This is a genomic window from Micromonospora sp. GCM10011541 (assembly GCF_042650725.1).
In the GTDB taxonomy this organism is placed as follows: Bacteria; Actinomycetota; Actinomycetes; order Mycobacteriales; family Micromonosporaceae; genus Micromonospora; species Micromonospora sicca.
The window spans coordinates 1-20,883 of record NZ_JBHSBP010000054.1 but is presented as its reverse complement, the minus strand read 5'-3'; the positions used below and the strand labels follow the sequence as shown (position 1 = coordinate 20,883).

General features: G+C 71.7%; 18 protein-coding genes, 1 other RNA gene and 1 pseudogene. 4 read left to right on the top strand and 16 right to left on the bottom strand.

Going from position 1 to position 20,883, the window contains the following annotated elements; all coding sequences use genetic code 11:
* Positions 1-38 precede the first annotated feature (38 nt).
* A complete protein-coding gene (gene mdlC / locus ACFOYX_RS21805) occupies positions 39-1,634 on the top strand; it encodes a benzoylformate decarboxylase (RefSeq protein WP_322440990.1) in 1,596 nt (531 codons plus the stop codon).
* Between the two features lie 17 nt (positions 1,635-1,651).
* Here mdlC and ACFOYX_RS21800 read toward each other — a convergent pair whose 3' ends face one another.
* The 10 genes from ACFOYX_RS21800 to pruA all read right to left on the bottom strand — a co-directional run bounded on the left by ACFOYX_RS21800 (position 1,652) and on the right by pruA (position 9,864).
* Positions 1,652-2,620, bottom strand: a complete 969-nt coding sequence (locus ACFOYX_RS21800) for a hypothetical protein (protein ID WP_322440989.1) — start codon at positions 2,618-2,620, stop codon at positions 1,652-1,654.
* A 52-nt stretch (positions 2,621-2,672) separates the two neighbouring features.
* Positions 2,673-3,143, bottom strand: a complete 471-nt coding sequence (locus tag ACFOYX_RS21795) for a hypothetical protein (protein WP_322440988.1) — start codon at positions 3,141-3,143, stop codon at positions 2,673-2,675.
* Between the two features lie 118 nt (positions 3,144-3,261).
* On the bottom strand, positions 3,262-3,480 hold the full coding sequence (locus ACFOYX_RS21790; protein ID WP_322440987.1) for a hypothetical protein: 219 nt from the start codon (positions 3,478-3,480) through the stop codon (positions 3,262-3,264).
* A gap of 7 nt (positions 3,481-3,487) precedes the next feature.
* Positions 3,488-3,863: a transfer-messenger RNA gene (gene ssrA / locus ACFOYX_RS21785) on the bottom strand.
* A gap of 106 nt (positions 3,864-3,969) precedes the next feature.
* Positions 3,970-4,449, bottom strand: a complete 480-nt coding sequence (gene smpB / locus ACFOYX_RS21780; RefSeq protein ID WP_109802327.1) for an SsrA-binding protein SmpB — start codon at positions 4,447-4,449, stop codon at positions 3,970-3,972.
* A gap of 134 nt (positions 4,450-4,583) precedes the next feature.
* The gene (gene ftsX / locus ACFOYX_RS21775) at positions 4,584-5,459 is read right to left on the bottom strand and encodes a permease-like cell division protein FtsX (protein ID WP_322440986.1); all 876 of its coding nucleotides are present in this window, start codon (positions 5,457-5,459) and stop codon (positions 4,584-4,586) included.
* A gap of 71 nt (positions 5,460-5,530) precedes the next feature.
* Positions 5,531-6,211 (bottom strand): cell division ATP-binding protein FtsE, encoded by a 681-nt coding sequence (ftsE, locus tag ACFOYX_RS21770; protein ID WP_109802316.1) that lies wholly within the window; start codon positions 6,209-6,211, stop codon positions 5,531-5,533.
* Between the two features lie 118 nt (positions 6,212-6,329).
* Positions 6,330-7,451: a peptide chain release factor 2 gene (prfB, locus tag ACFOYX_RS21765; RefSeq protein ID WP_109802315.1), complete on the bottom strand. Its 1,122-nt coding sequence runs from the start codon at positions 7,449-7,451 to the stop codon at positions 6,330-6,332.
* 65 nt (positions 7,452-7,516) lie between these two features.
* Positions 7,517-8,032, bottom strand: coding sequence for a PadR family transcriptional regulator (locus tag ACFOYX_RS21760; RefSeq protein WP_109802314.1), 516 nt, complete (start codon positions 8,030-8,032; stop codon positions 7,517-7,519).
* Positions 8,033-8,235: 203 nt separating this feature from the next.
* A complete protein-coding gene (gene pruA / locus ACFOYX_RS21755) occupies positions 8,236-9,864 on the bottom strand; it encodes an L-glutamate gamma-semialdehyde dehydrogenase (RefSeq protein WP_322440985.1) in 1,629 nt (542 codons plus the stop codon).
* Positions 9,865-10,306: 442 nt separating this feature from the next.
* Between pruA and ACFOYX_RS21750 the strand changes: the two genes are divergently transcribed.
* Positions 10,307-11,344, top strand: coding sequence for a hypothetical protein (locus tag ACFOYX_RS21750; RefSeq protein ID WP_322440984.1), 1,038 nt, complete (start codon positions 10,307-10,309; stop codon positions 11,342-11,344).
* A gap of 31 nt (positions 11,345-11,375) precedes the next feature.
* Here the strand turns inward: ACFOYX_RS21750 and ACFOYX_RS21745 are convergent, their stop codons facing one another.
* The 4 genes from ACFOYX_RS21745 to secA form a co-directional block, all read right to left on the bottom strand.
* Complete coding sequence (locus tag ACFOYX_RS21745; protein ID WP_322440983.1) at positions 11,376-11,885, bottom strand: DUF6912 family protein; 510 nt, start codon at positions 11,883-11,885, stop codon at positions 11,376-11,378.
* Positions 11,886-12,210: 325 nt separating this feature from the next.
* Positions 12,211-13,425 (bottom strand): RNA-guided endonuclease TnpB family protein, encoded by a 1,215-nt coding sequence (locus ACFOYX_RS21740; RefSeq protein ID WP_322440982.1) that lies wholly within the window; start codon positions 13,423-13,425, stop codon positions 12,211-12,213.
* Between the two features lie 36 nt (positions 13,426-13,461).
* Positions 13,462-13,662: a hypothetical protein gene (locus ACFOYX_RS21735; RefSeq protein ID WP_146231100.1), complete on the bottom strand. Its 201-nt coding sequence runs from the start codon at positions 13,660-13,662 to the stop codon at positions 13,462-13,464.
* Between the two features lie 291 nt (positions 13,663-13,953).
* Positions 13,954-16,875: a preprotein translocase subunit SecA gene (gene secA / locus ACFOYX_RS21730; protein ID WP_322440981.1), complete on the bottom strand. Its 2,922-nt coding sequence runs from the start codon at positions 16,873-16,875 to the stop codon at positions 13,954-13,956.
* A 161-nt stretch (positions 16,876-17,036) separates the two neighbouring features.
* Here secA and ACFOYX_RS21725 point away from each other — a divergent pair, with 161 nt between their 5' ends.
* Both ACFOYX_RS21725 and ACFOYX_RS21720 read left to right on the top strand, forming a co-directional pair.
* Positions 17,037-18,215 (top strand): GNAT family N-acetyltransferase, encoded by a 1,179-nt coding sequence (locus ACFOYX_RS21725; RefSeq protein ID WP_322440980.1) that lies wholly within the window; start codon positions 17,037-17,039, stop codon positions 18,213-18,215.
* A complete protein-coding gene (locus ACFOYX_RS21720) occupies positions 18,212-19,327 on the top strand; it encodes a GNAT family N-acetyltransferase (protein ID WP_322440979.1) in 1,116 nt (371 codons plus the stop codon). The genes ACFOYX_RS21725 and ACFOYX_RS21720 overlap by 4 nt, the downstream gene beginning before the upstream one ends.
* A 74-nt stretch (positions 19,328-19,401) precedes the next feature.
* Here the strand turns inward: ACFOYX_RS21720 and hpf are convergent, their stop codons facing one another.
* Both hpf and ACFOYX_RS21710 read right to left on the bottom strand, forming a co-directional pair.
* A complete protein-coding gene (hpf, locus tag ACFOYX_RS21715; RefSeq protein WP_322440978.1) occupies positions 19,402-20,049 on the bottom strand; it encodes a ribosome hibernation-promoting factor, HPF/YfiA family in 648 nt (215 codons plus the stop codon).
* Positions 20,050-20,297: 248 nt separating this feature from the next.
* Positions 20,298-20,759 (bottom strand): annotated as a pseudogene (locus tag ACFOYX_RS21710) (ComF family protein); the annotation flags it as partial.
* Between the last annotated feature and the right edge of the window lie 124 nt (positions 20,760-20,883).

Sequence of the window (20,883 nt, the reverse complement as noted above, 5' to 3'; positions counted from 1 at the left end):
GTCTCCGGCGCAGCAACAACAGACGGAGGCAGCCGGCGATGGCAACGGTTCGCGACATCACCTACGACCTGCTGCGCGAGCTGGGCCTGACCACCGTCTTCGGCAACCCCGGTTCCACCGAGGAGCCGTTCCTACAGGGCTTCCCGGCCGACTTCCGCTACGTCCACGCGCTGCACGAGGCGTCGGCGATGGCGATGGCCGACGGGTACGCGCAGGCCACCGGACGGCCCGCCCACGTCAACCTGCACACCGCCCCGGGCACCGGCAACGGCATGGGCAACCTGGTCACCGCCTGGCACAACAAGACCCCGCTGATCGTCACCGCCGGCCAGCAGACGCGCGAGATGCTGCTGATCGAGCCCCGGCTGGCCAGCCGCCGCGCGGCGGAGCTGACCCAGCCGTACGTGAAGTGGAGCTACGAGCCGGCCCGGGCGCAGGACATCCCGGCCGCGCTGATGCGGGCGTACGCGACCGCGGTGCAGCCCCCGACCGGGCCGGTCTTCCTCTCCCTGCCGATGGACGACTGGGCCCGGCCCGCGGACCGTCCGCCGCAGGTGCGCGGCGTGGCCACCCGGTACGCGCCGGATCCGGGGCGGCTGCGCGACTTCGCCGCCGTGCTGGCGGCCAGCCGCGCCCCGGTGCTGGTGCTCGGCGCGGCGGTGGACCGGGCCGACGCCTGGCCGGCGGCGGTAGCCCTGGCCGAGCGGCTGGCCGCGCCGGTCTGGGCCTCCCCCGCGCCGGAGCGGGCCGTCTTCCCCGAGGACCATCCGCACTTCCGGGGCGTGCTGCCGTACGCGATCGAGCCGCTGGCGGAGGCGCTGCGCGGGCACGACACGGTGCTGGTGGTCGGCGCGCCGGTGTTCCGCTACTACCCGCACGTGCCGGGCGACTACCTGCCGGCGGACGCGCGGCTGCTGCACGTCACCGACGACCCGGACGAGTCGGCGCGGGCCCCGGTCGGGGAGAGCCTGCTCGGCGACGCGGGGCTGGCCCTGGCGGGCCTGCTGGACCTGCTGCCGGCGACGGACCGTCCCGCCCCGGCCGCCCGCCCCGCGCCGGGGCCGCCGGCGGAGTCGAACCCGCCGAGTGCGGACGCCCTCTTCGCCGCGCTGGCGCGGCACTGGCCGACCGATGGGGTGCTGGTGCAGGAGTCCCCGTCCAACCTCTCCGCGCTGCGCCGCCGGGTGCGGATGACCCGACCCGGGTCGTACTTCACGATGGCCAGCGGCGGGCTGGGGTTCGGGCTGCCGGCGGCGGTGGGGATCGCCCTGGCGGAGCGGGACACCGGGCGCGGCCGGCCGGTGGTGGCGGTGATCGGCGACGGCTCGTTCCACTACTCCGTGCAGGCGCTCTGGACGGCCGCCCAGCTGCGGCTGCCGCTGCCCGTCGTGGTCCCGGTCAACCATCAGTACGCGATCCTCAAGGCGTTCGCCGAGCTGAAGCACACGCCCGGCGTGCCCGCGCTGGACCTGCCCGGGCTGGACGTCATCGCGGTGGCGCACGGTTACGGCTGCGCCGCCGAGGTGGTGGATCCGCTCGACCGGCTCGGCGACGCCCTGCGCGCGGCCCTCGCCGCCGACCGGCCGACGGTGCTGCCGGTGCAGATCAGCACCGACGTGCCGCACATCCTGTAGCCCCCAGCCGGCGCGGGTCAGCGCGGGCCGACCACCAGCGGCGTGCCGGTGAGCACGTCGAGGACCGGTCGCGCGCCGAGCGGGGCCCGCAGCGTGACGGTGACCGGGTGGATGAGCAGCTGGTCGGTGCAGACGCCGGTCGAGCGGGTCGCGCCCCCGCCGACCACCACCACGTCGTCGCGCTCCAGCACCAGCGGCGTGACGCCGGTGTCGCAGGCGCCGACCCCGAGCCGGTAGGTCAGCCGCGCACCCTCGGCAGGCGCCGCGAGATCCTGCGCGCCGACCACACCGTCGGGTGCGGGCCGGGTCGGCGCCACCCCCTGCGGTACGGCGGTGACCGCGCTCGGCGCGACGGCGAGCCGGGCCACCGGCGCCTTCAGCTCGGTCACGGTGAACAGCCACGCCGGCACGTCGGCGACGCCCCGGCTGGTCCGTACCGGGGCGGTGCCCAGCCGCACCGCGGTCACGGTCAGCGGGATGCAGGCGCCCGGGTCGGCGGGGCTGGTGACCCAGCCGTCCGGTCCGGGCTCGATGGTCGGGCCGCCCTTGGACCGCCCGGGTTCCTTCGGCCGACCGGCGCACGGCGGCGGGTCGCCCTGGTCCAGTTGCGCGTACGCGTCGGCGGCGCTGATCAGCGGCACCCGTAGGGTCCCGTCCAGGAACCGGACGGTCCCGTCGCCGGGCTTCGCGGCGGGCAGTTCGATCTGGTCCCGGTACCAGCCCGCCCGGAACGCCGCCTCGGTGTCGGAGCCGAAGCCCGGGTCGCCGGTCAGCACCGTGGCGTCCTGCAACGGCACGTACCCGGTCCGCCACGCCGGGCCGGGGCGCCAGGCCTCGGCCACCTCGACGGCCCGCTGGTCGAACGCCTCCCACCGGTGGTCCGGGCTGCCGGCGGACGGCCCACCGGCGGCCGGGCCGGAGCCGGCCGGGGCACACCCGGCGGCGACCAGGAGGGGCAGCCCCAGCAGGGCTATCGCGCGACGCATGCCGCTTGGACGCCGCGCCCGCCCCGCCGGTTCCCGTCCGGGCGAGCGAGGCTCAGGTCTCCCCGCCCAGATCGGCCTGGTACGCCTCCCAGAGCAGGTCGGCGCCGCGCTGCCGGTGCCGGTGCAGCGCCCGCAGCAACTGCCCCGCCCGACCGCGCAGCTCCTCGTCGGGTACGCCGGGCAGCTCGGCGACGTGCTGGAGGGCGGCGATCGCCGTGGCGATGGCGGCGTGCTCCCGGGTGAGCAGGCGGACCCCCGGGTCCAGGCGTGGGGCCTGGTGCAGCAGCTCCACGTAGAGGCCGGTGGGTCCCTCGGTGAGCTGGACGTGCTCGGCGAAGCCCTGCCGGACCGGGCCGAGGCGGGTGATCAGCCGCTCCCGCCAGTGGGGTTCTCCGGCGGGCGCGGCGAGCGCCCGGGCGAGAGTGCGCACCTCGCCGTGGAGGGTGGGCCGGTGCTGGCGCGCGACGGGCGGAGGGGCCGCCGCGACGGCGGTGGACGGCTGCTGGATCGGACCGGTGACCATGGGCACCTCCCGCGCTGCTGTGCTACCGCGTACAGCGATGGTGAACCCGCCCGACGGCCCTGTCCAGGGCCCCCTGACGCCTCATCTGCCCCATCCGTCCCACCCGCCCCAGCAGCGCTCACCGGCCCCGGTCGCGGGCGACCACAATCGCCACCCGGACCCACGCCTCGTCCCCGGCCCGGTAGGCGACCGCCCCGGCGGCCACCTCGGCGGTGGCCAGGTCGACGGTGCGGGTGCCCAGCGCGCCGCCGGCAGTGTGGGGCGGCCGGGCAACCGGGGTGGGACCGCCTGGTCCGGAGACGACTGTGCGCCCCGGTCCAGGTGGACCGGGGCGCACAGTCAGGTGGTGGAGGTGCCGGGAATCGAACCCGGGTCCTTCGCCGGTTTGTCAGGGCTTCTCCGAGCGCAGCTCGCTATGCCTCTACTCGGCCCCACCGCTCACGCGAGCGAGTTGGTGTGACGGGCCCAGTCGCTGATTCATCTCGCCGCACGGACCCCGCGACCGGGTCCGATTGGCCAGCCTTCTAGCTGATGCCGGCTAACTGGGTCGAAGGCGCTCCCAGGCCGACAGACTCACTACTCGCCTCAGGCGGCGAGAGCGAAGTCAGCGCGATTGTTCTTGGCGCTTATTGGTTTCCGACGAACGATTCTCGAGACGACGTCGGCTTCCTCGGCTCGCTTCCCCTGCCGCAACGTACGAAGTCGAAACCAGTCACCCCCTCGACGGGCCACCTTCGTGGTGGCACTGACAAGCCTAACGCCTGCTGCAACGGGTTTCATCCCCAGCCCCGGGGCCGGACATGCCGACCAGGACAAAGCGGGCAAATCACTCGTCCATGCCCTTGCCACGCCGGCCGGCCACCCGGGCGATCTCCCGGTCGGCGTCCCGCTTGGCGAGGTCCTGCCGCTTGTCGTACGACTTCTTACCCTTGGCCAGGGCGATCTCCACCTTCGCCCAGCCGTCGGAGAAGTAGACCTGCAACGGCACCATGGTCAGGCCGCCCTCGCGGGTCTTGCCGATCAACCGGTCGATCTCCAGCCGGTTGAGCAGCAGCTTGCGGGTACGCCGGGGCTCGTGGTTGGTCCAGGTGCCCTGGGTGTACTCCGGGATGTGCATGCCGTGCAGGTAGAGCTCGCCGTTGCGCTCCTGGGCGAACGCGTCGACCAGCGACGCCCGCCCGGCCCGCAGCGACTTGACCTCGGTGCCGGTCAGCGCCATGCCCGCCTCGTACGTGTCGAGGATGGCGTAGTCGTGCCGCGCCTTCTTGTTGGAGGCGACCACCTTGCGACCCTTTTCCCGTGGCATCGGCGCCACCCCCTTCCGGCTGACCCACGACCGGTGGCCGGCCGCGGGGCGGAGATCATGCTACCCGAATGACAAGGACCCTCCCGCGCCCTTTATTCCTGGCGCGGGAGGGTCCTGTCAGAGCCGGTACGCGACTAGACGCGCAGGTAGAACCGGAGCGTGACCCAGGCGGTGACGGCGCTGACCAGACCGCCGACGCCCGCCATGAGCGGGAACATCAGGAAGATGTCCCCCCACGAGACCGGCGTGATCAGGCCCTCCAGGGCCTGCATCGACCCGCCGCCGGCGAAGACCTTCAGGGCGGCCAGCGCGACCAGGCCGAGGATCGAACCGATCAGCCCGGCGACCACGGCCTCCAGCACGAACGGCGCCTGGATGAACCAGTTGGAGGCGCCGACCAGCTTCATGACCGCGACCTCACGCCGCTTGCTGTAGGCGGCCACCTGGATGGTGTTGGCCACCAGGAGCAGCGCGGCGACCGCCATCACGATCGCGATGGCCAGCGCGAAGTTCTGGATCCCGGTGAGCACGCCGAAGACCTTGTCGAGCAGCTTGCTCTGGTCGACGATCTCGTCGACCCCCTCGGTGTCCTTGTACTGGTCGTAGATCTTCTTGTACTGCTCGGGGTTGACCAGCTTGAGCCGGAAGGACTCGGGCAGCTGGTCCGGCTTGACCGCGTTCACCAGGTCCGGAGCGTCCTGGTACATCTCCTGGAAGCGCTTGTACGCCTCGTCCTTGTTGACGTACACGACCTCCTTCACCAGGGGGTCGCCCTTCAGCCTGGCGTCGAGATCGTTCTTTTGCTGCTCGTTGACGTCGGTCTTCAGGAAGATCGAGACCTGGATGTTCTCGTAGTAGAGGTCCTTCATGTCGCCGACCTTCTGGAACAGCAGACCGCTGCCGCCCAGCATGAACAGTGACACCGCCAGCGTGATGATCATGGCGATGGTCATCGTGACGTTGCGCCACAGTCCGACCAGTACCTCGGACAGGACGTATTTCACGCGCATCGGGAATTCCTCCGGCTCTCCGGCATGAGGTGTTCGTCGTCAGGGTCTACGGCTCGCGGCCGAGCGCCGGCTCAGCCGTAGACGCCGCGGGCCTGGTCGCGCACGATGCGGCCGCTCTCGATCTCGACGACGCGGCGGCGCATCTGGTTCACGATGTTGGAGTCGTGCGTGACCATCACGACGGTGGTGCCGGTGCGGTTGATCCGGTCCAGCAGGCGCATGATCTCGATCGAGGTGTCCGGGTCCAGGTTTCCGGTGGGCTCGTCCGCCAGCAGGATCAGCGGACGGTTCACGAACGCCCGGGCGACGGCGACCCGCTGCTGCTCACCACCGGAGAGCTCGTGCGGGTAGCGGTGCTCCTTGCCACCGAGCCCGACCAGCTCCAGCACCTCCGGCACGACCCGGCGGGCGACCGCCTTGGTCTTGCCGATCACCTCGAGGGCGAACGCCACGTTCTCGTAGGCGGTGCGGTTGGGCAGCAGCCGGAAGTCCTGGAAGACACAGCCGATGGAACGCCGGAAGTGGGGTCGCTTCCAGGAACGCATCGAGGTGACGTCCTTGCCGTTCACGACGACGCGACCCTTGTTGGGGCTGACCTCGTGGAGCAGCATCTTGATGATCGTGGACTTGCCGGAGCCGGATGGACCGATGAAGAAGACGAACTCGCCCTTCTCGATCGAGACGGACACGTTGTCGAGCGAAGGCCGGGACGCCTTCGGGTACGTCTTCGTCACTTGCTCAAGCTGAATCACGGGTCGGTAGTCTACGCGGTGTAACCGGAGAGCCAAGCCCCCCGCCCCTCGGTAGCGAGTCGCGTCATCTATTTACTGCCTGACGTGGAGATCGATGACGCGCTCCGCCCCCGGTTGATCACACAGTGTCGCCGGCCATCTGCTGCTGCTTGCGCCAGCGGATACCCGCCTCGATGAAGCTGTCCAGCTCGCCGTCGAAGACCGCGGACGGATTGCCCGTCTCCTGCTCGGTACGCAGATCCTTCACCATCTGATACGGGTGCAGGACGTACGAGCGCATCTGGTCGCCCCACGACCCGGCGGCGTCGGTCTTCAGGCCCGCCATCTTGGCCTGCTCCTCCTGGCGCTTGCGCTCCAGCAGCCGGGCCTGGAGCACGCGCAGCGCGGAGGCCTTGTTCTGCAGCTGGGACTTCTCGTTCTGGCAGGTGACCACGATGCCGGTCGGGATGTGGGTGATCCGCACCGCCGAGTCGGTGGTGTTGACGCTCTGCCCGCCGGGGCCCGAGGAGCGGTAGACGTCGATCCGCATCTCGTTCTCGGGGATGTCGATGTGGTCGGTCTGCTCCACCACCGGCAGCACCTCGACGCCCGCGAAACTGGTCTGCCGGCGGCCCTGGTTGTCGAACGGGCTGATCCGGACCAGCCGGTGGGTGCCCGACTCGACGCTGAGCGTGCCGTACGCGTAGGGCACCTTCACGGTGAAGGTGGCGGACTTGAGGCCGGCCTCCTCGGCGTACGAGGTCTCGTAGACCTCGGTCGGGTAGCCGTGCCGCTCGGCCCAGCGCAGGTACATCCGGAGCAGCATCTCGGCGAAGTCCGCCGCGTCCACGCCACCGGCGCCGGCCCGGATGGCGACCAGCGCCTCCCGCGAGTCGTACTCGCCGGAGAGCAGGGTGCGGACCTCCATCTCCTGGATGGCCTTGGTCAGCCCGGTGATCTCGCTCTCCACCTCGGCGAGCACCCCGGGGTCGGACTCCGCCTCGGCCAGCTCCAGCAGCACGCCGGCGTCGTCGAGCCGGGAGCGGAGGCTGCCGAGCTTGCTGATCTCGCCGTTGACGTACGACAGCTGCGAGGTCACCGCCTGGGCCTTGGCCTGGTCGTCCCAGAGGTCCGGCGCGGACGCCTGCTCCTCGAGCCGGGCCTTCTCCTCGTGCAGCCGGTCCAGGTTGAGGACGGCCTCGATGTTCCGGAGGGTGGCGTCGAGTTCCTTGAGCTGTTCGGCATAATCGGCAGCGGTCACGACAAACAAGCGTACTTGGCTCCCGACGGTCCGTTCACCTCAGCCGCCCGACCCGCCGGGGCAGGTCAGCCGACCGGTGCGCTCTTCAGCCAGGACAGGGCCGCCTTGTGGTAGGCGACGGCGAACTCCAACGCGCTGGCGTCGTAGGTGTCGCCTTCCTTCTTGGCGTTCTTCACCTGCTCTCGGACCGCCGCCAGGGCCTCCGTGTGGTACTCGTTCGCCGAGGCGTACAGGTTCTTCAGCTGGCTCGCCGAGTGCAGGTCGCCGAAGGCGATCCGCAGCGCGATCGGGTTGCGGATGGTGTCCCGCCCCGGGTTCTCCGCCAGCCAGCGGGAAAATGTCCGTTTCCCGGCCGCGGTGATCGCGTACGGCTGACTCATCCGCGGCCCGGGCTTGCCGAGCCGCACGAAACCCCGCTCGGCCAGCACCGGCAACTCACGGTAGACCTGACTGCGGGTCATCGACCAGTACGGCGCCAGCCGCCGTTCAGCGGCGGCCATCAGCTGGCCGCCTGTCATCGGGCCCTCGTGCAGCAGGCCCAGCAGGGCCGCCGCCGTGGGGTTGACTCCGGATTCCGCCATGCCCTCTAAGCTGCCACTTTGCTGACCCGGCGTCCAGGATTTGCCGTTTTCGCCACCCGATGGGACTTCCAATGTGCACTGTCGGCGGACGACAGTCCGCCAAGGACATCGATCCTCTCCACCGGCCGGTCAGCTCCGTCCCGCCGGAGGGGCCGGCCCGACCGCCGGTGACGCTCCGTGCGCCACCGGCGGCCGTCGCCGGTTCAGCCCATGTGCGGGTACGTGTGGTCGGTCGGCGGGACGAAGGTCTCCTTGATCGTTCGCGGCGACATCCAGCGCACCAGGTTGTGCCAGGAACCGGCCTTGTCGTTGGTGCCGCTGGCCCGGGCGCCGCCGAAGGGCTGCTGCCCGACCACCGCGCCGGTCGGCTTGTCGTTGATGTAGAAGTTGCCGGCCGCGTAGCGCATCTTCTCGGCCACCGCGTCGACCACCCGGCGGTCGGTCGCGAAGATCGACCCGGTCAGCGCGTACGGCGCGATCGATTCGGCCTGGGCGACCACGTCGTCGAAGCGGGCGTCGTCGAAGACGTGCACGCCGAGGATCGGCCCGAAGTACTCGGTGGTGAAGGTCTCGTGCGCGGCATCGCTGCACTCGAACAGGGTCGGCCGGACGAAGTACCCGACCGACTCGTCCGCCGTGCCGCCGGCCAGGACGCGGCAGGTGTCGTCGTTGTTGATCAGCTCGAGCGCGGCGGTGTGCCGGAAGAACGCCTTGTCGTCGATGACCGCCCCGCCGAAGTTGCTGAAGTCGGTGACGTCGCCGTAGGTCAGCGAGTCGGTGGTGGCGGCCAGCCTGTCGCGCAGCCCGCCCTCCCAGAGCGAGCGCGGGACGTACGCCCGAGAGGCGGCCGAGCACTTCTGGCCCTGGTACTCGTAGGCGCCCCGGATCAGCGCGGTGTGCAGGGCGTCCACGTCGGCGCTGGTGTGCGCGACCACGAAGTCCTTGCCGCCGGTCTCGCCGACCAGCCGCGGGTAGCCCCGGTAGCCGGCGATGTTCTCGCCGACGGTCCGCCACAGGTGCTGGAAGACCTTGGTGGAGCCGGTGAAGTGGATGCCGGCCAGATCCGGGTCGGCCAGCACGACGTCGGAGACCTCCTCGCCGCGCCCGGTGACCATGTTGATCACGCCGGGCGGCAGGCCGGCCGCCTCGAAGAGCCGCATGGTGAAGTGCGCCGCGAACTGCTGGGTCGGGCCCGGCTTCCAGACCACGGTGTTGCCGAGCAGGGCCGGTGCCGAGGGCAGGTTGCCGGCGATCGCGGTGAAGTTGAACGGGGTGACCGCGTAGACGAAGCCCTCGAGCGGGCGGTGGTCGAACCGGTTCCACACCCCCGGCGACGACTTCGGCTGGGCCTCCAGCAGCTGCCGGGCGAAATGCACGTTGAACCGGAGGAAGTCGATGAACTCGCAGGCCGCGTCGATCTCCGCCTGGACGGCGGTCTTGGACTGGCCGAGCATGGTGGCCGCGTTCAGGGTGTCCCGCCAGGGCCCGGCGAGCAGCTCGGCGGCGCGCAGGAAGATCGCGGCCCGCTCCTCGAACGGCAGCGCGCGCCACATCGGGGCGGCGTCCTTCGCGGCCTTGACGGCGGCGCGGGCGTCGTCGTGGGTGGCGTGGCCGGTGACGCCGAGCACGTGCGCGTGCTTGTGCGGCTGGACCACGTTGATCGACTCGCCGCCGGCCATCCGCTGCTCACCGGCGATGGTCATCGGCAGGTCGATCCGCTCGGCGGCCAGCTCGGTGAGCCGCCGCTGAAGCCGCTCCCGGTCGGCGCTGCCCGGCTCGTAGGTGCGTACCGGCTCGTTGCGCGGCTCGGGTACGGAGAACACGGCGTCCATCACAGGCTCCTGTGCGATCTCGACGGCGGTGGCGAAACCGGACCCGCGGGCACCGACCGGACGGCCGGTCGCCGGGCACCGCGCGGTGGACCGGTCGCGGCGGCGGGACCTGCGCCGATTCTTCCATGCGACCCCCCTCGGGCCACCCCACCCCGGCTTCTGCCGGCCCCGCCCGTCGTTCCTCCCGCCGATGATCGGGACGGACCACCGCACACCGGACCGTAGGCAGGGACAGCCACAGAGGGGGCGAACCGTCGGCGAGCAGTCCAATGCTCCTGCGATCCTTCGGCGCGCCGCTGCCGCCCGGCCCGTCCACGTCGGCGGCGACCACCGGGCAGGCCCGGGCCGTGGACGGAGGGGGGCGCCCGGCGACGCGTACCCTGGATGGCCGGTGACCTGCCCGGCCGTCGCGGCCGATCCGGCGTCCGTCGAAGGGGAGACGATGAGCAACCACCCCGGCAGCTCCACGGCCGCGGAACCGGACCAGCCCACGGCCGCCCCGGCCGAGGAGACCGCCCCGGTCGACGCGACCGGGCCGGTGCCGGCGGGCACCGGACGGGGCACCTTCGCGCCCGGTGCCGTGGTGCTCGCGCTGGTGGCCGTCGGCTGGCTGGCGGCGATGCTCTGGTCGACCCGGGCCGCGATCCACTCGACCGCGGCCGGGGTCACCGCGATCAGCCTCTCCGCGTACGCGCTGCCCGGTGTCATCTCGGCGGCGCTGGTCGCCGGCGCCGCGGTCGCCCTGGCGGTGACCAACCCGCTCACCCGGCGGACCGAACGCGCCACGCTGCGCTTCCTCGCCACCGTCGGCGCCGGCCTGCTGGTCGGGCTGGCCGCCGCGGTGGCGATCAACCTGACCTACGCCGACAACGCAACCACCAACACGATCGCCGGCACCACCGCGGCGGCGGCCATCATCGGCGGCGCGGTGGCCGGTGCCCGCAACGCCCGGGTGGTCGGCGCGACCGCGACCGCCGCGCTGGCCGCGCTGATCTTCGTGGTGGCCTTCAGCCGCGCCCGGGACCCGCTCTCCGACCTGTTCGGCGCGGGCGACACCCAGGAGTCGGTGCTCAGTGCCGCGAAGTGGGTCTCCCGGACGGAGTCCCTGCTGGCCGGGCTGCTCGCCGGGCTGGTCGCCTTCGGCTACCTGACCTGGTCGCGCCGCCGGGCCCGCCGGGACCCGGCTGCGCCGCAGCCGCGCTGGCCGGCCTACCTGCTCGCCGGGGCGGGACCGGGCCTGCTCCTGCTGCTCACCGAGGTGATCATCCGGGTCGGCGGCCGGACGCTGCTCGACCTGGCCGCCGCGCTCAGCGACGCGGACGCGGTCGCGCAGACCGCGCTCGGCACCTCGCGGGTGGACAACGGCATCTGGGTACTCTTCGTCGGGGCGCTGACCACGCTCATCGCCTTCGGCCGCACCCTCGGCCCGGCACCCGGCGCCGACGAGGCGGAACCGGCCGAGGACGAGCCGGCCCGCTGAGGTCCGGCGGCCGGCGCGCCGCAGGCCGCGGTCAGGAGACCGAGCGGAGCAACAGGTCCAGCTCGGTCACGTCGTACCACTCCAGCTCGTGGTCCTCCGCACCGTCGACCGTGAACTGGGCGTCCGGGTCGCCGGCCTGCGCCTCGGCGATCACCTCAGCTGCGGCGGCCACGTCCTCCACCGCCTCCGCGCCGTCAACGTGAATCGCGGCGACCGACGTCACCGGCACCGGCCCGGTCAGCCGGACGAGGCTGGACCCGAGATCCCCGTCCATCCGGCCGACCGCCGACGCCGGCAGATCCACCGAGACCACCACCCGACGGCGGGGCGCGGCCGGGTCGGCCCGGAGCAGGAGCAGCGCGTCCTGGGCGGCCCGGGTGAAGGCGACGTACTCCAACTCCTCCTCGTCACCCTCGGCGTACCACTCGCGCAGCTGGGGGGTGACCGCGTGCGCCTCGCCGTCGGCGAGTCCCTGCTCGCGCAGCCGCGACAGCATCGGGACGGTCGCCGGCACGTACACCCGGACAAGCTCGTCGGTCACGGTGTCTCCCCTGCTCAGGCCCCAACCGGCGGACGCCGGCCGCGGGCGCCGATGATGCCTTACGCCGTGACCGTCATACACCTCGCACCCGCCCGGGAGAAGTTTCCCGCCGGTGTGTCCCGTCGGTCGTGGCCGGACGCGACCGGAACACCGCTGGTTCAGCGACGCCACTGATGGTGAAACTGAGGCAAACGACGTCAACCGTTCAGAGAATCTGAGTGATTCTCTTCCTGCTTCGTTGGTCCATGCCTCGGTGAGCCGAGGTCTTACTGGTCCTCCACAGGCGTTTCGTGTCTCCGGGGAACTGCCCGGCGACAGTTGCGTGTCAGGTGGCGGCGTGCATGGCGGTGAGGAGATTTCGGGCGGCATTGTGGTCTCGGTTGTGGGTGGCGCCGCAGCGGCACGTCCAGGACCGGTCGGACAGGGTCAGTCCGGCGTTGACCGCCCTACAGACGGAGCAGGTCTTCGTGGACGGGTACCAGCGGTCGGCGGCCCATACCGTCGACCCGTACCAGGTGGTCTTGTACTGCAACTGCCGTACGAACTCGGCGAACCCTGCATCGGAGACGGCGCGGGCCAGGCGGCGGTTGCGGAGCATGCCCGCCACGTTGAGGGACTCGACGGCGATGGCGCGTTTGGATGTCGCGAGCCTCGTCGTCAATTGGTGCAGAAAATCGGCCCGCTGGTGGGCGACCTTCAGGTGCACGGAAGCGATCTTCCGGACGGCCTTGGCCCGGTTCGCCGACCCCCGCTGGCAGCGGGCCAGCGCCTGATTCGCCCGGCGCAGCTTCCGCTGCGCCGCCTTCAACGCCCGAGGCGCGTGGATCTCCTCCACTTGGCCCGTGTCGTCGGCGATGACCGCGAACGTGGCGAGTCCCAGATCGATGCCACAGGTCGGCGCGTCGGCCGCAACCGCACGACGGGTGTCGACGTCCGTGCGATCGATCTCGAGCTGGAAAGACACCCACCAGCGTCCCGCCCGCTGGCGCACCGTCGCGCCGATGATCCGGGCCCGGCCGTCACCGATGCGTCCGGTCAACCACGACATGTCCTCCCGGGTGCGCACAGGGCCGACCCCGGGCAACGCGACCATACTCGGGCCGGTGGGGTGGGCTCGGTCGGCGTCATAGCGGAACCGAAACCCATGCCTGCGCTTCCGCCAGGTCGGAAACCCGACCCTGCCGCCCCGGCGTGCACCCTTACGCGAATCGGCCCAGTTCCTCAACCCGGCCGCCCGTACCCGACACGCCTCCTTCGGCACCCGCGACGACAACCCTGCCTGAGTGAACCAGGGGTATGCGGTGGGATGGGCCGCCCGCCACGCCTTCTCCAACGCCGGCGCCGACCACGGCACCGGCGTCAACCGTTCTTCGCCGATGCCGTAGGTGCGCTCGGCGTTGCGCTGATCCAGGGCTGCCTTGACCAGAGCGAGGCAGAAGTTCTCCACCACCCGCGACAACCCCGCGTGCTGAGCCAGCCGGGCACATTGCTGCACGGTCGGATCCAACTCGACCCGGAAACCTTGTCTGACCCGGCTCATCCGGCCGCCACAATTGCCTCCATCGCAGCTCCCGCCTTACCGGGCCGCCGAACCACACCCATACATGCGGACACAGCAAGAGGTCACAGCGTCCACGACGTCTTCCACCAGTTCATCCGCGACCTCAGCTTCGTCGAGGACGACGATGCGGCGGCCGGTCGCGGCCAGCGCGCACGACGAGCCCTGCACCCCGAAGCGGGCCAGCCGACCGCGATGCTCGACCACGGCCGTCGTCACCCCCGGATCCCGCAACAGCAGCCTCGCCAACCTCGGCCGGTCGCCATTCGACGCACCGGCACCGGCATCCGCCGAGTCCGAGCCCACGACGACCGGTCTGGTAGTGCACACCATTCCGACACGCCCACCCGACAACGTCACCCACTGATGATCACTGAGAAGAACCGAGAATCACTAATGACACGCCAGCAGTTTCCGTTCAATCCGCGCGTGGCGAAGGATGCCGGACGGGCGCGGACGCGGACGGGCCCCGGCCGTTTCCGACCGGGGCCCGTCGTTGCTGCGGGTTGCTCAGGCGCCGTTGTTCGGCGCGCCGTGGCAGCGCTTGTACTTGCGGCCGGAGCCGCACGGGCAGGGCGCGTTGCGGGACGGGCCCGCCTCGGCGCCGTCCACCTGACCCGGGGCCGCCCGACGCGCGGTGCTCGCCGCGACGGCGTGGCCGCTCATGCCGGCCGCCGCCGGGCGACGTGGCGAGGACGGGTTGGCCGGGGCGGCCGGCCGGGCCGTCTTCTCCGGGCTGCCCAGGCCGAGGGCCGGCGCCTGCTGCTCAGCCGGCTCGACGGCCACCGCACCGGCGCCCGCCTCACCGTCGATGGTGGGCGCGGAGTATTGCAGGCCCTGCTGCTGCGGGGCGCGGTTGAGGCCCTTGGCGCGGATCTCGACCGGCTTCTCCAGCAGCTGCACCTCCTCGGCCTCCGGCTCGGGCTCCTCGACCTGGACCTCCAGGTTGTAGAGGAAGCCGACCGTCTCCTCCTTGATGCCGTCCATCATGGTGGCGAACATGTCGAAGCCCTCGCGCTGGTACTCGATGACCGGGTCGCGCTGGGCGTACGCCCGCAGGCTGATGCCCTCCTGCAGGTAGTCCATCTCGTAGAGGTGCTCGCGCCACTTGCGGTCGATGACCTGCAGCAGCACCATCCGCTCGAGCTGGCGTACCGCCTCCTCGCCGAGCGTCTCCTCGCGCCGGTCGTACGCGGCGTGCGCGTCCTCCTTGAGCCGGGCGAGCAGGAAGTCCTGGTCGAGGCCGGCGCGGGAGCCGACCTCCTCCTCCAGCTCCTCGACGGTGACATCCACCGGGTAGAGCTGCTTGAGGCTGGACCAGAGCTGGTCCAGGTCCCAGTCCTCGGCGTAGCCGTCGCTGGTGGCGCCCACGACATAAGCGCTGATCACGTCGTCGATCATGTTGCGGACCTGCTCGGAGAGGTCCTCGCCGTTGAGCACCCGGAGGCGCTCGGCGTAGATCACCTGACGCTGCTTGTTGAGCACCTCGTCGTACTTCAGGACGTTCTTCCGGATCTCGGCGTTCTGACCCTCGATCTGGGCCTGCGCGCTCTTGATCTGGCGGGTGACCATCTTCGACTCGATGGGTACGTCCTCCGGGATGTTGAAGCGCTCCATCACCGCCTCGACCGCGCCGGCCCGGAAGCGCTTCATCAGCTCGTCCTGCAGCGAGAGGTAGAAGCGGGACTCGCCCGGGTCACCCTGGCGACCGGCCCGACCACGCAGCTGGTTGTCGATGCGCCGGGACTCGTGCCGCTCGGTGCCCAGCACGTAGAGGCCACCGGCCGCGGCGACCTCCTCCGCCTCGACGTCGCAGGCCTGCTTCCACTGGGGCAGGACCTCCTCCATCGCCTTGGCGTACTCCTCCGGCTGCTCGACCGGGTCGAGGCCGCGCTGGCGCAGCTCGTTGGCGGCGAGGAACTCGGGGTTGCCGCCGAGCAGGATGTCCGTACCGCGACCGGCCATGTTCGTGGCGACGGTGACCGCGCCCTTGCGCCCGGCCTGGGCGACGATCTCCGCCTCCTTGGCGTGGAACTTCGCGTTCAGCACGGAGTGCGGGATGCCCCGGCGGCGCAGCAGCGTGGAGAGGATCTCGGAGTTCTCCACCGAGACGGTGCCGACGAGCACCGGCTGACCGGCCTGGTGCCGCTCGGCGATGTCTTCGATGACCGCGTTGAACTTGGCCTTCTCGGTCTTGTAGATCACGTCGGCCCGGTCGAGCCGGACCATCGGCCGGTGCGTCGGGATGGTCACCACGCCGACCTTGTAGACCTTGTTGAACTCGCTCGCCTCGGTCTGGGCCGTGCCGGTCATGCCGGAGAGCTTCTCGTAGAGGCGGAAGTAGTTCTGGAGGGTGATGGTGGCCAGGGTCTGGTTCTCCTGCTTGATCTCCACCCCCTCCTTGGCCTCGATCGCCTGGTGCATGCCCTCGTTGTAGCGGCGGCCGTGCAGGATGCGGCCGGTGAACTCGTCGACGATCAGGACCTCGCCGTCGCTGACGATGTAGTCCTTGTCGCGCTTGTAGAGCTCCTTGGCCTTGATCGCGTTGTTCAGGTAGCCGACCAGGGGCGTGTTCACCGACTCGTAGAGGTTGTCGATGCCGAGCCGGTCCTCGACCTTGGCCACGCCGCGCTCGCTGATCGCGATGGTCCGCTTGGCGTAGTCGACCTCGTAGTCGCCCTCGCCGTCGGTGCCGGGCTGGAGCCGGGCCACCACGCCGGCGAACTCCTGGTACCAGCGGGCCGAGTGCTCGGCCGGGCCGGAGATGATCAGCGGGGTGCGGGCCTCGTCGATGAGGATCGAGTCGACCTCGTCGACCACGGCGAAGTTGTGGCCGCGCTGCACCAGCTCGTCCTTCGACCAGGCCATGTTGTCGCGCAGGTAGTCGAAGCCGAACTCGTTGTTGGTGCCGTAGGTGATGTCGCACTCGTACGCGGCGCGGTGCTCGCTGGCCGGCCGGTTCGGCAGCACCACGCCGACGGTCAGGCCGAGGAACTCGTGCACCCGGCCCATCCAGGCGGCGTCCCGCTGGGCCAGGTAGTCGTTGACCGTGACCACGTGCACGCCCTTGCCGGAGAGCGCGTTGAGGTAGACCGCCATGACCGAGGTCAGGGTCTTGCCCTCACCGGTCTTCATCTCGGCGATGTTGCCGAAGTGCAGCGCCGCGCCGCCCATCACCTGGACGTCGTACGGCCGCTGGCCGAGCACCCGGGCGGCCGCCTCGCGGACCGTGGCGAAGGCCTCGGGCAGCAGGTCGTCGAGGGTCTCACCGTCGGCGAGCCGTTCACGGTACTGCTCGGTCAGGCCGCGCAGCTCGTCGTCCGTGAGGTTGACGTAGTCGTCCTCGATCGAGTTGACGGCGGCGGCGATGGCCTTGAGCCGGCGCACCATGCGGCCCTCGCCCGCGCTAAGGACCTTTTCCAGAATCGACACGGATCAACGCTCCCCTAGACAGTCTCGAACCATCGTAGGCGCTCCGCCGCGGCGATGGTCACTGGTGGCGGCGGTCCGGGGCAGCGAAACCGACATAACGTGCGGCCCACGCCCTGACCGGCGGTTTATCGGGTTACGCCCAGCGCGAACGATCCGGCACGATGGCTCGGGTGGAGCCTGTGGAGATCACCGAGGACGGCCTGCTGCTACGACCCTGGCGGGCGGAGGACGCCGACGCGGTGCACCGCGCCTGCCAGGATCCGGACATCCAGCGCTGGACCACCGTACCCCGCCCGTACCTGCCCGAACACGCCCTCGGGTTCGTCACCGAGATCAGCGGCAAGGCCTGGGCGGACGGCACCGGGGCGCCGTTCGCGGTCTGCGACGCGGCGACCGGCGAACTGCTCGCCTCCGCCGGCCTCGTCTCCATCGACCGGGGCCTCGACTCCGCCGAGGTGGGCTACTGGACCGCGCCCTGGGCCCGCGGCCGGGGCGTCGCGGTGCGGGCCACCCGGGCGGTGGCCCGCTGGGCGTTCGACGCGCTGAAGCTGCGCCGGGTCATCTGGCAGGCCGAGGTCGGCAACCACGCCTCCCGGCTGGTGGCGCTCCGGGCCGGCTTCCGGATCGAGGGCGAGCTGCGACTGGCCCACCCGGCGGCCGGCGGTCGCCCGGAGGGCTGGATCGGCTCCCTCCTCCCGGCCGACCTGGCCGCGCCGGGCGAGCCCACGCCGGCCGGCCCGGACACCCTCCAGGCCCGCCGGGCCGCCGTCTTCGGCCGGCCGCAGCCCGTCCTGTTCGCCACCGCCGGGGCCACCGAGCTGCGGCTGCGCCCAATGGAGGAACGGGACCTCGACGCCGTCGTCACCACCTGCCGCGACGAGGACACCATCCGCTGGACCACGGTCCCCCACCCGTACCAGCGCGCGCACGCCGAGGGCTTCATGCGGGACTTCGCCGCGGCCGCCTGGGCCCGGGGCACCGGCGCCTACTACGCCATCGCCGACAGCGACGACCGATACGTCGGATCGGTGGACCTGCGGATTTCACCCGCCGACCCGCTCAACGGCGACGTCGGCTTCATGACCGCCCCGAGCGCCCGGGGCCGGGGCTACATGCCCGCCGCGGTGGGCGCCCTGACCGCGTGGGGTTTCACCACACTGCGCTTGGCGCGGATCGAGTGGCGGGCGCTGGCCGGCAACACCGCCTCCCGCCGGGTCGCCGAGAAGGCCGGCTTCGCCTTCGAGGGCACCGCCCGTGGCGTGCTGCCCGCCCGGGACGGCCGGGGCGACGCCTGGGTCGCCGCCCTGCTCGCCGAGGACCTCACGGGAGGGCTGACGTGACCCCGCAGGTGATCGAGTCCGACGGGGTCCGGCTGCGGCTGTTCCGCGACGACGACGTGGCGGACACCGCGGCCGGCTGCGCCGACCCGCTGACCCAGCGGTTCATCCCCGGCATGCCCGACCCGTACACCGAGGAGACCGCCCGCTGGTGGATCACCGAAGGCGCGCCCGCGGCCTGGGCCGGCGGCGGCTGCGCGTACGTGATCGCGGATCCGGCCACCGACCGGCTGCTCGGCGGCATCGGCCTGAGCCACGTGGTGCCCTACCGCGCGCAGGCGGAGATCGGCTACTGGGTGGCGCCGTGGGCGCGGAGCCGCGGCGTGGCGAGCGCCGCCACCCGCGCCCTGGCCGGGCACGCCTTCGCCACCGGGACGGCCCGGCTGGAGCTGCTCACCCACCCGGAGAACGCGGCCAGCCAGCGGGTCGCCCTCGCCGCCGGCTTCCGGCACGAGGGGGTACGCCGGTCCGCCAGCCCGGTCCGCGGGGGTGGCTGGCACGACCTGATCGCCTGGGTACGCCTCGCCGACGACCCGCCCGGGCCGGCCGCCCGGCTCCTGCCCGACCTGCCCGACGGCCGGCTCACCGACGGCGTGGTGACCCTGCGCCGGCTGGGCCCGGACGACGTGGACGCGATGTACCGGCTGCACACCCGGCCCGAGGTGGTGGCGAACCGGGTACCGCCGGTGGCGGCCACCACTGCGGCGATCGAGCGGCGCTGCCGGCGGGCGGAGAGCCACTGGCTGGCCGGCGGCTCGGCCGACTTCGCCGTGCTGGACGCGGCGACCGGGGCGGTGGCCGGCGGCTGCGCGCTGGTGTACGACGAACCGTCGACCGGCCAGGCCATGCTCGGCTACAGCCTGCTGCCGGAGGCCCGCGGGCGGGGGCTGGCCACCCGGACGGTGGGGCTGCTCGCCGGCTGGGCTCTCGGCGTCGGGCTGGCCCGGCTCTGGGCCGGCACCCGGCCGGAGAACGTCGCGTCGCAGCGGGTGCTCGAGAAGGTCGGCTTCCGCCGGGAAGGGCTGGCCCGTGGCCGGTTGCCCGGCCCGGACGGCACCCGGGTCGATTCCGTCGTGTACGGCCTGCTCGCGGCCGACCTGCCGGCGGCGCGCTGAGGCGGGAGACGACGCGGAGCCGTGGTGGTCGCCCACCACGGCTCCGCCGCCGGTGTCTGCGGGGTGGTCAGGGGTCAGGCGTCGAGGGAGATGATCCCGTAGTCGTAGGCGTGCCGACGATAGACGACACTCGGCCGCCCGGACTCCTTGTCCTGGAACAGGTAGAAGTCGTGGCCGACCAGTTCCATCTGGAACAGGGCGTCGTCGACGGTCATCGGCTCGGCGGGGTGCACCTTCTCCCGCGCGATGTGCCACGGCTGATCGTCGTCGTACTCCTCGTAGCTGTCCTCGGGTCGTTCGGCGACCGCGGTGGCCGTCTTGGCGCCGTCGGCGAGCGCGGCGGGCACGGCTTCGCCGAGGTCGGCGACCGGCAGACCCGCGGTGGCGGCGGCGACGGAGAGCGGCGCGTGCCGCCCCCGGTGGACCCGGCGCCGGTCGGCCGCCCGGCGGAACCGGGTGTCCAGCTTGGCGATGGCCGCGTCCAGCGCGCTGTAGAAATCATGCGTGCAGGCCTCGGCCCGGATCACCGGGCCCCGTGAGACGCAGGTGATTTCCACCCGCTGGCAATGATCGGCCTGGCGCGGATTGCGCTCGTGGAACAACTCCACGTCGACCCGAATGAGCTTGTGGTCGTAGCGTTCGATCTTCGCGAGTTTCTCGGCTACGTGCACCCGGTAATGGTCCGGCACTTCGACGTTACGGCCCTTGACCACGATGTCCACGTGACCTCCCTTGTTCGGACGGTCGTTCGGTCCGGTACCCGGTCGGCACGCCTGGGAGATCCCCGTTCGGCGTCGACCGGTTCAGTACGGCTACGCCTCCTCTCACCGCCGGGGGCGGTTGGGAAGACCTCCTACCCCCGACAGCAGAACGCTAACTCCTGTTCGTGCGGCAGTCACCCCTTGTTGTCGAGACCGCCCAGGAATTTTCACAGCTCATACACCAAGGGGTGAAACGGAAACACGAAGCGTCACCTGTGGCGTCGTTTTTGCGTTGCGGCGAGCACCGCCGCGACGTCTGGCGTCATTCCCGCCGGGCGCAAAATTCGGCTCACCGCGGCCAGGGTCACCCCGGTGGTGACGATGTCGTCCAGCACCACCACCGCGGTGTCCGCGCCGACCCGCGGCGCAACGCCGAGCCGGCGCAGCCGGAACGCCGAGTCCGCCGCCGCGGCCCGGCCCGCGCTGTCCAGGGCGACCGAGTCCGGCCGGGGCAGGGCCCGCAGCGGCCGGACCACCCGCACCGGCCAGCCGGCCCCGCGGAGCCGGGCCGCCGCGTGGCCGGCCAACCGGTCGAGGTGGTCGCCGTACCGGGCCCGGGCCGCCGGCGCGGTGTCTGACACCGGCACCAGGAGCACCGGCCGCGACCGGTCCACCGCCGCGGCCACCTCAGCGAGCAGCGCGCTTAGCGGCCGGGCCAACCCGTGCCGGCCGCGCGCGCTCCTTGTACGCGAGCAGCCGTTCCTCTCATGGTGCGCAAGTGAGCACATGATCGGATGTCCTACCTTGCGGTGGGACGGTCCCGGTGTTGCCCGCCGTGGCGGTGCCGGGTTGACG

Bases quoted from the DNA above. Each gene is read 5' to 3' on its own strand.
- smpB (WP_109802327.1), bottom strand. From the start codon at position 4,449: ATGCCACGGGAAAAGGGTCGCAAGGTGGTCGCCTCCAACAAGAAGGCG.
- ACFOYX_RS21750 (WP_322440984.1), top strand. From the start codon at position 10,307: ATGAGCAACCACCCCGGCAGCTCCACGGCCGCGGAACCGGACCAGCCC.
- mdlC (WP_322440990.1), top strand. From the start codon at position 39: ATGGCAACGGTTCGCGACATCACCTACGACCTGCTGCGCGAGCTGGGC.
- ACFOYX_RS21800 (WP_322440989.1), bottom strand. From the start codon at position 2,620: ATGCGTCGCGCGATAGCCCTGCTGGGGCTGCCCCTCCTGGTCGCCGCC.
- ACFOYX_RS21760 (WP_109802314.1), bottom strand. From the start codon at position 8,032: ATGGCGGAATCCGGAGTCAACCCCACGGCGGCGGCCCTGCTGGGCCTG.
- ACFOYX_RS21740 (WP_322440982.1), bottom strand. From the start codon at position 13,425: ATGAGCCGGGTCAGACAAGGTTTCCGGGTCGAGTTGGATCCGACCGTG.
- ftsX (WP_322440986.1), bottom strand. From the start codon at position 5,459: ATGCGCGTGAAATACGTCCTGTCCGAGGTACTGGTCGGACTGTGGCGC.
- ACFOYX_RS21725 (WP_322440980.1), top strand. From the start codon at position 17,037: ATGGCTCGGGTGGAGCCTGTGGAGATCACCGAGGACGGCCTGCTGCTA.
- pruA (WP_322440985.1), bottom strand. From the start codon at position 9,864: ATGGACGCCGTGTTCTCCGTACCCGAGCCGCGCAACGAGCCGGTACGC.
- ACFOYX_RS21795 (WP_322440988.1), bottom strand. From the start codon at position 3,143: ATGGTCACCGGTCCGATCCAGCAGCCGTCCACCGCCGTCGCGGCGGCC.